Raw genomic sequence first — 11,584 nt, 5'->3', positions numbered from 1 at the left:
TTTCAGATAACAAATGCCCGTTACTATTGTAAGCCTGCTTCTTCACAAGCTGGCCGATGAAATTGTACTCGTTCCTGACTTTATTGCTCTCTCCATCCGTCTGAACCACAACATGATGAATGTCATCATAAGCCGTCGAAGTATTTGAGTTATCAGGATATTGTGTGCTCAACAACCGGTCCCACTGGTCGTAATTATACTTTGTTCGATTCGCTGCGCCGTCCTCACTCCAGTCCATACGCCCATAGGAATTATAATGGTACACTTGCTTAGGCTTCCCTTGGATACCCTCCGACACTTTCCAGCCTAGCGGGTTCCACATCGTTACAGTGACAACATTCGTTTCATCCACTGCCGTTACAGAATTGTCTGAGTCCCCATAGGTTACTGTCTTAGAGCTGCCATCAGGGTTTTGAACCCGTGTCATCCTTCCTAACTTGTCATAGCTATATTCTGATACGAATTCTCTGCCGTTGGTGTGCTTGGTCATTGCTCCTGTCCACACATTGTATTCATATTTCTGGACTACTGCACTTTCCACACCATCAGCATTTGTAACCGTCACAGACTGCTTGGTTGGAGCACCGTATGACGCTGCACTGTATTCATTGGTCACTATCGTGTCCTTAGGCGAGCCTGTTAACTTAATTGTAATTGGGCGTGTCTGACCATCATACGAATAATTGGTTTTCGCCAGAACATCTCCCAAAGCATCATTTGCTTTAACACGTACCTCTTGGATGGCATGCTTGCCAGGAACCCAATCTATTTCTGTAAAAGAATACAGCCCACCGTCTACAGGTTTATGTACAGTAGTTAGTTGTTTGGATAGAGGCTTATACGTGAAGGTCGTTTTTGCTCCTAACGGGTCCGTTTCCGACAGCAGGTTGCCATAGCTATCGTAGTCTCGTTCCACCAGTAGTTCATTTGAATTTTCAGCGCCTTTCGTTGTTTTCGATCTCGTTTTAATCGGAACAGGCCATCGCTTTTCTCGGTTATATTCCATAAACTCTTGTTGAATCGTTGCTCCGTCGGTTCTTTCAATTTGCGTATTGTACAGCACTTCGGGCGTATTCGCATCAATATACACTTTATCAAAGCTATGTGTAGTAACGGTTCTTCCATTATTCACCTTTGTGGAAAAAGAAATCGATTGCTGGGCTCCAGCAGCCCCGTCCCCGTCGTACGTGTAGTCTACGTGAGAATAAGTGTTTGTATGACCATCCGCATTGGTTACAACCTCTTCCCTCGACGCAATACGATGGGCGGTTTCTGTCGCTTTCTCCCCTAGGGCACGCGTAAAGGTGGAATACTTATAATCCGTTCTCGCCTTCGTCGGATGATAGACCTGCTTCAGAAGAGCCATATAATTATCAATACTGCGACCGCCGCCTACCAGATCAAACGGAGTCTCCTTAATTTCATACGTATATTGAGTTTTTCTGCCCATAGGATCAGTAACTTGAGCGAGCAGCTCTTTATTGTTTTGTGGATCGCGGACTTTGTCGTAGGTAATTACCTGATCTCCGTACGTCAGCGTGGCTTTTAGAGTATTATAGACTATTTTTGCTTCAAGCCCCCGCGGGCTTACAATTTTAGAGAGGGCTAGCCCCGCATATTCAAACTTAAAGGCACTACTTGGGTTATCCTGGGAGTACATTTGCAGTAATTGCCCGGAATTAGAGAATTGGAGTACACGACCGTCTAAAAAAGTTAGCGACCGCGGAATGCCATCTTCATCTGTCGCAATCTTTATATCCTCCCACGGGTATCCTTTAAGCTTGTTATTTGTATCAATCTCGTATGATGCGCCATCAAACAAATGAAGGACTCGCTTGTTCGCTTTGTACTCAATATACGGAATATCCCAGCTCCAGCCCTTACCAATTGCAGATCTAAACTCGTTAGGTATGACCTGCGTTCTATTCGCATACCCGAATATGATTGGCTCATCTTTCGGCGCCTTCTTCGAAATCCCATCAAATTGAGGATTCATACGTATATTACCTGTTGGGAATGCCCGAAGAAGCATATTTATTCCTGCTAAACTAATCTCTCTTTCCCATAAACGCTGTGAAGCCGATGTCGGGGCATCCGGATCCACGTAACTCCATTTTTTTCTGAAGCGATCAGTCAGCTCCTGACCGAATTCCTGTTCTTCCACAGCTTCGCCAGGGTAGTATACATCTTGTGTTCTTCTAGGATTGCCCGCCTGTACTTGCGATAAATAATAGGCTCCCCAAGGATCTTGATAGTAGAAAAAATCAGTTGCATGACCTACCCTCGGATCAACAGGCTCTAAAGAAGGCGTAAGCAATAACCTTGTGGCCAATTCAGGTTGAAATTGGACCCATTTTAAACGTTCGTATGAAACGTAGCGGTCATAGTATTGAGAATCGTTGCTATCATAACGTCGCTTCAGAGAAAAGGACATATTCCCATCCCCTGGAATAACAAGATCCGTGTATGCCAATTGAAGAGCTCCGTTGGTCAACGAAACATTTTCTGCGCCACTGCCAACCGAATAAGGAGCCGAATTTGTGTTTAACGAAGCTTTGGCAACCGCAACCTGATCATAACTGGTCGGGTATTCCTCCTGACTAGCGGCAAGCATACCCCTTAATAAGGAACTTTTATATACATTTCCATACACACTTTGATTTACACTTTGGTTGATACTTGTCGTTAGAGAATCGGCATGCTGCGTAACTAAGCTATCCCGGTAAACGCCATCTATTACATTGGATACTTGTTCGACTTCTCTATGCGAAAAATTTATTGCCATCAAATTTTCCAAAATAGATGGGTTAATTTGATGCAAAGCCCCGCTTAATGTCTGACCCGAACGCTGATGCATATTCAATGCCTGAATCAGCTCCTGCATGGAATAGCCTTTGTTTAGCTCCTGCACAAGCTCAAGCTGCGGTACCTGATAAGCATCGCTCAAGGAATCTAAGGTTATTGCTTCTGCTGACGGCTGGCTTTGGATGGGTGCATCAACCTTAAATTTTTCTGAAGCGAGTGTCTCTACAGGAGTCATAAATTGGGACAACAGCAAATTACACAATACCAGTAGCGCCACATATCTTTTTAACTGCCTTCTTATCACAGCTGCATTCTCTCCTTTAGGCAATGCCCTGAATAAATAACATCTCGTTTTTCACATTCATAACTGAACTTGACCAAGACCTACCTCGCCAAAACAAAGCTAGCCTGATCGGCATAAAACTCTCCCGATGCTCCCGGGGCTTCCGCCTCCAAATAAATATGTACGCGTACCCTTGCTGTGTTGGCTGGCGTTACTCCTTGTACGACTTGCTCCTTATAGCCTTCAGCGGATCGAATGAGCTCGCTAGCGGTTCCCGTCACCGTACCGTTTTCATCAAAGAAGCCCAAGGCTATCACCACCTTGCTGTGCGTCAGCTGAGCGATATTCAGCATCGTTCGAAAGGTATAGTCACGGCCGCCTTCCACTACGGCATCTTGATAAAGGTAGACTCGATTTCCCGTTGACATGGCATCGGCTGATATCTTTTGCTGATTCGTCCCCCAGTCGCTGTTCCCAACCACCCGAGCGTCAACTTCCATGGAACCCTCGCGTGCTACATTCCATCCATCTGCGGTTTCCGCTGAAGCACGGCTCACTTGCTCAAACGAGCCATTCGCCAACAAGTTTTCGTCGCTTGCATAGCGCAGGCTTGTCTGGTCGATGTAAAATGCTCCGCTCGCTCCATCCGCGTTCGCTTCCAAGAACACGTGAATACGCGCCCCGACAGCAGCTGGAGGAGTGATGCCTTGGATCGTTTGGGCTGTATACCCGGAGGTCGTTTTCATTTGCTTCACCGCTGCGCTGACATAATTGCCGTTCGCATCGAAGAAATCAAGAGAAAACAAAATGCTGCTCTTCACCAATTGCGCAGAATTGACCATGGCTTGGAACACATAGGGCTTGTTTGCTTCAACAGCAATATCCTGATAAAGATAAGAACGACTTCCGCTTTTCATCTCAGCTGCGGCCACTTTTTGTACAGAGCGTCCGGACGTCCCCCCGCGCACCACTTCTGTTTCATCCCGCAGCAAGCCGCTTATTGCTTTATTCCATCCATCAGCGACTCCGCCTCTGTCAGCGGTGTAGGCTTCAAACGAACCATTGGCCAACAGGTTATCCTCGCTTGTGTAACGAAGGCTTGTCTGGTCGATATAAAACGTTCCGCTTGCCCCGGCTGCTCGTGCTTCCAGATAAACGTGAATACGCACCTGTATGGCGGTGGCAGGCGTGACGCCTTGGATCGTGTGCGTGGTATACCCCGATGCGGCAGGCACATCCTTCATGATCGCACCTACGTACTGACCTTGGGCATTCATGAAGTTTAAGGATACGACCAGCTTGCTGCCTGTTAACTGTGCCGGGTTTAATAAGGTCTGAAACACAAAGGTTTGGTTCGCTCCCACCGCAACATCCTGATACAAGTAAGATCTTGTGCCTGTCGGCATAGCTTCGGCAGCTATTTTTTGGACTTGTCCCCCCGACATTCCGCCTGCTACAACCTCATTCCGTACCGTAACGCCCGGATCATGAGCCGATTTCCAATGATCAGCGACTTCAACCGTTTTACCTGCTTGGTTATCAAAGTTACCGTTGACGATCATATTGCCAGTTGCGACTTTTTCAAGCGTATTGCCATTACGATCATACTTGTAAGTAATGGCTCCTTCTGGAGTCATGATCTCCTTAAGCTTTCCTGCTGGATCGTAATAGTAGGTAGCCGCATTTGCCGGATATGAAGGAATAAACAGTGCAATCATCATAACGATAAGCAGTATCTTGTATTTCACGAATCAGCTATCCCCTTCCGTTTTTCCACTTTACGTCAAGCTCCATGTAGAGCTCGCTCACTGCATCATCTCAAGCTCCCCGACGCTCGTCCACCAATGTCCGTTATTGTCCGTAATATTCAGCCGGTACTTGCTGAACACACCCGGACTTTGCACGGTGAACGACAGCGGCTCGCCCACCTGCCAGCCCGTCACACCGGTTTCGGTGGACAGCACCCGCCAGCTGCGGCCGTTGAAGCCTTCCAGCGTCCAGCTTTTAGGCGCAGATGCCAAGGTAGACGGATCATGTCTTGGCGTAATTTTATAGGAGCGCACCAGCTTGGGCAGCGGGAATTGATAGTCCAGCCAGCCCTGCACGGAACCGTTGGTGATCCAGCTTTGCTCGGAATCGAGATGATCAAATGCCTTATAAGCCGCATAGCTGGGTCCAAACTCGCTGTCCGCGCTGGCCGTGCCGTAAGCACTCGTATTGCCGGTCATCGCCGGGATGATGTTCTGCTCAATCATTCCAACTTCGTCGTCCCCGTCGCGCATTTCAATTTCACCGATACTGGTGTACCAAAATCCGTTATTTTCCGTAATCTGAATCCGGTACTCCGAATAGCTGCCCGCCGTTTGAACGTTAAATACTTTGGGCTCGCGGATGCTCCAGTCGGTCACTCCGGTTTCCGTAGACAGCACGTTCCACCTTGTTCCGTCGAAGCCCTCGAACGTCCATGCCTTCGGAGATGCGGCAATTGCCGTTATTTCATTGCGCGGCAGAAGGCTGTAGGAAATTACGCGCTTCGGCGCCGGAAATTTGAACGCAATCCAGCCTGTCGGGACGCCGTTGCTTATCCAGGCCTGCTCCAGGTCCAGATGGTCGAATGCCTTGTAGGGGGCATATTGCTCCCCGAAGTAGCTGCTGGCGCTGGCCGTGCCGTCGGGCGACGCATTTTCCGACATGACCGGAATGATATTTTGTTTGCCCCACAGGTTGAACACTTTGTTCGTCGTCTGCTTAAGAGCATTGCCGTTGGAATCATAGGTGTACGTAATCCGGTATTTCTGATCATCCTGAAAATACGTTTCCCATTGCAGCTTGCCTGCTGCGTCGTATTTGTACTGCGCACGATTGAGCAGATAATCAAAGTACACCGGCGGGCTGACCGCCCCCTCCTTCACGGTGACGGCCTTGATCCGCGTATCGTCAGCCACCCGAATCGGCGTTCCGTCATACAGCTCGCCAGACGACAGGGAAGGCTCCCGGCCATCCGTCGTATAAATAATGGATGCGGCGGCATCCGCCGTACTCAGTTGAACCGAAGCTTCTGCCGGCTGCAGGCCGGGAGGCACGCTGGACCCGATCAGCACCGGCTGCCTCCAGCCTCTGTGCTTCACTTGGGGATACGCCCACAGGTACACCTCGGCAAACCTCATGTTGAAGCCGTCGTTGATCGCCTGGTCGATATTTTTCCAGATCGTATCGTTGTTGGTGGAATCCGCCCCGGATAAATAATGAATTTTGTCAGCCGGATAATTCAGCTTGCGCTGCGCCACGGTCAACGCTTGCCGATGCTTCTCCATATTGTTGGCGATCAGGTAGTCGTAATCTTCGATCATGAAGAAATCGAGGTTAGGCGACTTCCACTGCTCCACCGGGAAGTTGACAATGCTCATCATCGGCGGAGCCAGATCGGGGTCGACGACGGTCGGGATAAAAAGGAGCACGGTAAATTGCCCGGCCGGATGAGCCGCCTTTAACGTGTCGCGCAGCATCAGCGAAAAGCTGCCGTTTTGCGCGCTTAACCAGCCGAGCAATTGTTCATGGCCGGCTTTTGCTTCATAAGCGGACTTGAACTCATGCATCGGCTGACCGAACTGCTGCTGGTACAAGCTGCGCGTCGCCTGATCGTAGAAGGTCGGCGGACTGCCTGGCAAGCTATCCATATACCACCACCAAGGCTCGCCCAATTGGATAATCGGCGTCTGCCCATGCTGCTCATGCAGCTCGGCCAGGCCCAGCACATAGCTGCGGTAATACGCCTGCACGTCCGGGTTCGTGAAGCTGAGCAGCTTGGGCGCAGGCGTCCAGAACGTTTCCGCGGCGCGGCCGTCCCACGTTCGCTGCCACCAGGACGGAGGCGCATCGACATTTTCCATGGAAATCGAAGCGACAACCTTCGTATCCCGCGCGGCCAGCAGCTTGAGATAACTGCTGTACCATGCTCGAAAAGCTTGATTAAACGGCTGCTCCTGCACCAGCTCCATGCCGTCCTGACCATTGTAGGTTTTATCGTAGTAATGGGACGCGCCGATATAGAAATCGACAATGCCGCCGAAGCCCAGCCGACTGTAGTCGCTGACGATCCGCTCCGGCGTCAAGTTGTACGAGTCGTCATAGCCGTCGCTGATCCGGACTTTGCCCGCCGGGGGGATCGGCTGCTCCTGCATCAGGAAAGAATCTCCGTACACCTGCCAGTTCAGAAACTGGACGGAAAAAGGCTTGGATTCAGTGAAATAAACGGCTTCCGTCTCCTTGTAGTCGTACTCCCGCGGCACAAAAGCCCACTCCAGCCGCTTGATCTCGTTTACCGGCACCTTAACCCACTCGGGATTCGGCAGCCATACCGCCGGCCCGCCCTCCTCGCCTGTAGGCTGCTGTAAAGTAAACGGCTCCCAACCGGCATAGAGGTTGTTAAAATCAAGGCGGATTTTGCCCGATTCCCCGGTAGCAGCGCCCGGCGCGCGCCCGACAGGGAAGGAATAGCTCAGCCCCAGCTCCTCGCTAAGCGCCTGCTCCCACGCCTGCTGCGGGCGGTCCACCACATAATTCCACAACCGGATAAAATACGACCGATTGTCTGTTGTAACTACCGTAAGCGTCGGCGACGGCGTCTGATCCATCGGCACCGCATCGCCGGTGATCCGGTAATCGTATTCCAGTAGGAGATCGGAATAGTCGGGATCAGTCGGATATTTCAAGTCCGGATGGCTGTGCAAATCCTCAGCCTCCCAGTACATCACATCGAAATCCTTGCTTGTCCGAAAATTGCCCGTCGTCTCAAAGTTATGCTCATCGTGAGTAACTGTGGCGGACATCATATCGAAGTTAAAATTGTTGACCATATATTTCGGCTTCAGCTTATAGGCTGTTTCTTCCGTAGCGGCGGCAGGCTCGGCGGTCGCCGCGTCCTGGCTGAATGCCAGCAGCGCCAGCACGACCAGAAGGAACGACATGCCTGCCGCGGTCAGGCTAGGGACTCGTCTGCTCATCGGTTGCCTCCTGCCATGACCTCGCTCTGTTTCTTCAACACTTCCGCAGTATGAAGCTTATACACGCGTGCGTACTCCGCCTTGGCTTCCGGATGCTTCGGATGCTCGCTTAGCAGACTTGTCGCCAGCTCGAAGGCTCTGGCATGATCCTGCTGCTCAAGCGCCTGCCGGATGCTGCGCTTGTAGTCCTCGACGCTCACACCGCCTGCCTGCTCCGCAGGCTGGTTCGTGAGCTGCTGTGCAAGCTGCTCCGCAGGCTGCTTGCTTGAGCGGGCCGCGGCCGACCGGCCTCGCGCAACGGTCGGCTCCTCAGTCGCTTCGCCAGCATGCTTGTGCTGCCACTGCGCCATCGTATCCGCATACTGCTTGTTTGTCTCCTGAATCGCGGCTTCCGCTTCCTTGGCCTTGAGCTGCGGCGGAGCCTGCTGCAGACCGCGGGCGACGACGTAAGGCGAGGCCTCCGCGGCTTGCTCCTTTTCCTCCGCAAAGCTCAAGTTGGTGTAGGCCAGCAGTGTGCCGGATACGACCAGTCCTGCGGACAAGAGATAAGTGACTGATTTTTTCATGTGCGTCCACTCCGTTCGACTAAGATATTTATGTAGTTGGGAAATTGGCTATATCCTGCTTCACCAATTTTCGAAGGCTTTATTTGGTAAAACATAGCAAGCCCATTATAAACCGAATAATCGACAATCACATTAGCTAATTTTGTCGAATGTCGAATATTATCATCCCAAAATTCGCAATTGACAGCTTTCGCCAGACACGTTATGATTCAGCTAATAACCCGACTCATTTCATCGGAATTAACTTGTACAGGAGGAAAATCATGACATTCATATCCCGCTCCCAAAAACCAGCCGGCTGGAAGGTGCTCACACTGACCGCGCTGCTGCTCGCTTCCGGCGGACCCGGCTTCGCCGCCTACGCGCAGGAGGACGCTCCTGCTGCCGTGGCCGCGCCGACGGCAAGCCCGACTGCTTCGACTTCCACTGCGGCACAAACCGAAGCTGCTGCAGCAGCCTCGACTTCCATTGCGGCACAAACCGGAGCTTCGGCAGCAGCCTCGACTTCCGCCGCTCCCCAAGCCTGGGCTGCGCCGGCCGCCTCCAACACTCAAGCGGGCAGCGCGCTGACGACGTCCGACGCTTCCAGCGCCGGCGCTTACCTGCTGGACCGCTTCGGCCTGCGCCTGACTGCTTCGCCGTCGAAGGGCGAATTCGTCCGTGCAGTAGCCGCGCTGCTGCAAGCCGCTCCCGCGAAAAGCGGCGCCACGGCCGCCGACAATCCTTTTACAGACGTAGCGACGGACAGCGAGGTGTATACGGCGGCAGTCGCGCTGCATGAGCAGGGCATTCTCAGCAACGGAGCGCTGAACGGGGACAGCACGCTGACGCAAGGCGCTGCCGTCTACATCGCGATCAAAGCCGCAGGGCTGAAGGAGCTCGCCTATACATACCCGGATGCAAAAGTTAAGGCTGCGCTCAGCAAGCTCGGCCTTGCGGACAGCAGCGGACTGACGCTGCAGGCGGCGCAGGAGCTCGCAGCGGCGGCTGACGCGGGGCTGCTGTCCACAGCGGAGCAGAACCGCTTCCAGCCTCATGCGGCGGCTTCCCAAGCCTTCGCCGAAGGCTTGCTGGAGCGCGTGCTGTCGATTCGCGGCGAAGCAAAGCGGTACATCGGAACGGTCAGCGACGCCGATATTTTCTCCAAAATACATGCGGCCTTCGACACGCATAATCTGATCCAAGTGCCGGAGCTGCAAACGATTGTCGATGAAGCGCTCAAGCAGGGGCTGGTCACTGGCTACAACTTGAAGAACGACCGTTACACCGCACATTTCGACAAAAGCCGCGCGCTGACCTACGGCCACAGCGACCTGGCTCACGCGATCCAATTGATCGGCCTGCTGCGCAGCGAGCAGCTTCAGGCGAAGGTGCAGCTGGAGCCGAAAACGTCGGCCTTCATTTATCTGAAGGAATGGGGCGAGCCGCAGCAGTCTGACGACTACAAGGTCGTGCAGATTGAAAACGGCAACTTCATCGCTTATGCGAAGGAGTACGATCTTTCCTTTGAATTTGACACGGTGGAGCAAAAGGACAAATTCAACAGCATCATCGAAGCTTACGCCAAAAAAGACAGCGAGAATGAGCCGGGATTGATCACAGCCTCCTGGTGGCAGCCGCTGTATTACTCACTGCTCAAGCAGCCTGCCTTCATTGAAATCGCCAATAACCGGATTGATCAAGGTCATTATTATGCGCAATCGTTCTCCCTGCCTGAGAAAACAAAGCAAATTGCTGAAGGGCTGGAAAAAATCAAGCCGGGCATTAAAGTGAATTCGTACCACTTCTGGGTGGACGAGCCGTTTTATAACTATTTGCTCGGCGAGCACAAATAAACCGATCGATCGTTCGGCCGTCCGACGACTGGCAGCTGCGCAAGCAGGCTGCGGCGTTTGGCGGCTTTTTGCTGCTCTGGCGAGGTGCGCTCCGGGCTTCGCTGCTTTTCGACGTTCTGGCGAGGTGCGCTCCGGGCTTCGCTGCTTTCGACGTTCTGGCGAGGTGCGCTCCGGGCTTCGCTGCTTTAACTGCGCCCTAGCGAGTGCAGCGCGGGTGCGACAGCACACTTCATTTCCGGCAGGGCAGGTTGCGAAGGCAAAACCAGACTCCCCTAACCGGAAGGGACAACTGTCGGGTAAGCGCCGCACAAGAGACAGTTTTAGGAACAGGCTTGCTCCTTGCGCTCCTTGAGCCGAGTCCGCCGTCTGTGGTACGCTGATGCCAGCCTTTTATTTCTTACATACAGGGGTGGGACGGATGACGCACTTAACTCCAGCTCCGATTATGCTGGACATCCCGGAAAGCTTCGACAGCGAGCGGCTGCACATTCGCGCACCGCTTTGGGGGGACGGCAAGCTTGTCAACGCCGCTATCGCGGAAAGCCTCGAAGAGCTGCGTCCGTGGATGCCGTGGGCGCAATATGCGCCAACACTCGCTGCCTCCGAGGAAAATGTGCGGCGGGCGCGGCTGGCCTTCCTCGAACGCTCCGACCTCCGTTTGATGCTGCTGGCGAAGGCAACAGGGACGCTGATCGGCTGCAGCGGATTGCATCGCATCGACTGGGCGGCCCGCAAGTTCGAGATCGGCTACTGGCTCCGCACCTCACAGGTCGGGCACGGCTATATGACGGAAGCAGTAGCGGCCATCGAACGCTTCGCCGTCCAGGAGCTGACCGCGAACCGGATTGAGATTCGCTGTGACAGCCGCAACAGTCGCAGCGCTGCGGTTGCCGAACGTTCGGGCTTCACGCTCGAAGCGACTTTACGCCGCGACTGCGCGGCTGGAGACGGCTCGCTGCGGGATACGCGGATTTATGCCAAGGTGCGCGGATTTGAATTTTGACGCTCAGCATTATGCCTCCCCCTCCACCCCCGCGCTTGCAAGGACATGTCAACCAACCGAACAGGCAGCAAGTGACAATTGCCCTGCCC

Annotated in this window: 5 protein-coding genes and 1 pseudogene; 2 read left to right on the top strand and 4 right to left on the bottom strand. The window is 53.0% G+C overall.

All coding sequences use genetic code 11. The annotated features are described in order from the left end of the window. The 4 genes and pseudogenes from AC6ROY_RS19925 to AC6ROY_RS19910 all read right to left on the bottom strand — a co-directional run. Positions 1-3,109, bottom strand: a pseudogene (locus AC6ROY_RS19925) (hypothetical protein); the annotation flags it as partial. Positions 3,110-3,189: 80 nt separating this feature from the next. Next, a complete protein-coding gene (locus AC6ROY_RS19920; RefSeq protein ID WP_500102345.1) occupies positions 3,190-4,836 on the bottom strand; it encodes a hypothetical protein in 1,647 nt (548 codons plus the stop codon). Between the two features lie 57 nt (positions 4,837-4,893). Next, positions 4,894-8,091 carry a non-contractile tail sheath protein gene (locus AC6ROY_RS19915; RefSeq protein WP_500102344.1) on the bottom strand — a complete coding sequence of 1,066 codons (3,198 nt, stop codon included), beginning with the start codon at positions 8,089-8,091 and terminating at the stop codon, positions 4,894-4,896. After that, positions 8,088-8,657, bottom strand: coding sequence for a hypothetical protein (locus AC6ROY_RS19910; protein WP_500102343.1), 570 nt, complete (start codon positions 8,655-8,657; stop codon positions 8,088-8,090). Before AC6ROY_RS19910 ends, AC6ROY_RS19915 begins: the two co-directional genes overlap by 4 nt. Positions 8,658-8,920: 263 nt before the next feature. On the opposite strand from AC6ROY_RS19910, the gene AC6ROY_RS19905 reads away from it, so the two are divergent. Both AC6ROY_RS19905 and AC6ROY_RS19900 read left to right on the top strand, forming a co-directional pair. Beyond that, positions 8,921-10,492, top strand: a complete 1,572-nt coding sequence (locus AC6ROY_RS19905) for a hypothetical protein (protein WP_500102342.1) — start codon at positions 8,921-8,923, stop codon at positions 10,490-10,492. A 418-nt stretch (positions 10,493-10,910) separates the two neighbouring features. Further along, positions 10,911-11,495 (top strand): GNAT family N-acetyltransferase, encoded by a 585-nt coding sequence (locus AC6ROY_RS19900; protein ID WP_500102341.1) that lies wholly within the window; start codon positions 10,911-10,913, stop codon positions 11,493-11,495. The last annotated feature ends 89 nt before the right edge of the window (positions 11,496-11,584 follow it).

The organism is Paenibacillus sp. sg306046, from assembly GCF_059821225.1.
The sequence above is the reverse complement of the archived record's forward strand: the minus strand, read 5'-3'. Positions and strand labels throughout refer to the sequence as shown.

Coding starts and splice junctions, on each gene's coding strand:
- AC6ROY_RS19915 (WP_500102344.1), bottom strand. CDS start 8,091: ATGAGCAGACGAGTCCCTAGCCTGACCGCGGCAGGCATGTCGTTCCTT.
- AC6ROY_RS19910 (WP_500102343.1), bottom strand. CDS start 8,657: ATGAAAAAATCAGTCACTTATCTCTTGTCCGCAGGACTGGTCGTATCC.
- AC6ROY_RS19905 (WP_500102342.1), top strand. CDS start 8,921: ATGACATTCATATCCCGCTCCCAAAAACCAGCCGGCTGGAAGGTGCTC.
- AC6ROY_RS19900 (WP_500102341.1), top strand. CDS start 10,911: ATGACGCACTTAACTCCAGCTCCGATTATGCTGGACATCCCGGAAAGC.